The sequence below is a fragment of the Aminobacter sp. P4_D5 genome, from assembly GCF_056401815.1.
The window spans coordinates 1-1109 of sequence record NZ_JBFUIP010000408.1; the positions used below are offsets into that span (position 1 = coordinate 1).

The window sequence follows — 1109 nt, forward strand, 5'->3', positions numbered from 1 at the left end:
ACGGGGAGAGCGACTGTCTTGGCGGTCAAGCGGTTTGCCATGGTTTTTGGTCCCGGATCATGGCGTTGAGGATGGTGAGGAGCTTGCGCATTGTCGCGACGATGGCGACGATCTTGGGCTTGCCGGCGGCAACGAGCCTGTCGCGGAAGGCCTTGAGGACAGGGTTGTGACGTGCGGCGACAAGGGCTGCCATGAACAGTGCGGCGCGGACGCGCGTCCTGCCGCCGCCGATGAAGCTCTTGCCGCGCCATTGGCCGGACTGGCGGGTGAAGGGAGCAAGGCCGGCAAGTGCGGCGATCTGGCGGCGGTCGAGACGGCCGAGTTCGGGCAGCTCGGCAATCAGGGTCCTGGCCACCGTTGGACCGACGCCACTCACCGAAGTCAGCAGCTTCTCCTTGATGCGCCACAGCGGCGACTTGCGGATGTGGTCGTCCATGTCGGCATCGAGGCTGGCGAGTTCGCGCTGCAACGCCGAAAGCAGCCGCTTGATGCTCTTGCGGGTTTCCCGGGCGGTTGCGTTGCGAGCGCGGTTCTGTTCGGCGACGATCATCTGCACGATCTGCCGCCGCCGCGCCACCAGATCGGCCAGCGCCCTGGCCTCGGCGTCGGGCAGAGGCCGCAGCTCGGGCCGGGTGGCGGTAACGAAGGCGGCAATCACCGCCGCATCGATCGCGTCGGTCTTGGCGCGCTTGCCGAGTGCTCCGGCGAAGGCGCGCACCTGTGCTGGATTGACCACCACCACCGGCAGCCCGGCGCCCGACAGGGTCGCCACCGCCAGTGTCTCCAGCCCGCCCGTCGCCTCGAGCGCCACCCGCTCCGGCCCSAGCCGACCGAGCCGGGTGCAGAGCTCCATCACCTCGGCATCGTTATTGCCGACGGCAAAACGCTCGCCCGAGGGCAGGACATGAATGTCGAGCCGCTCCTTCGAGACATCGATCCCTACAACGACAAAAGCAGCGTCCATCTTCTCCCATCCTTGCCTAATCGGGCTTCGCTTGCGGCCCTGGCGACTGTTCGGGGTCGATGGAACGGCGGACGAAGACCCAAGCTCTCCCACGGGCTTGGTGTCCCAAAGGAACTTCGGTCTCCCGTCCGCCACCGCACCGCTA

The 1109-nt window shown here is 67.0% G+C and carries 1 protein-coding gene; it reads right to left on the reverse strand.

Annotated elements, in window-relative coordinates; all coding sequences use genetic code 11:
* Positions 1-25: 25 nt before the first annotated feature.
* The gene (locus AC1DWF_RS32310) at positions 26-964 is read right to left on the reverse strand and encodes an IS110 family RNA-guided transposase (protein WP_476786317.1); all 939 of its coding nucleotides are present in this window, start codon (positions 962-964) and stop codon (positions 26-28) included.
* Positions 965-1109: the final 145 nt, after the last annotated feature.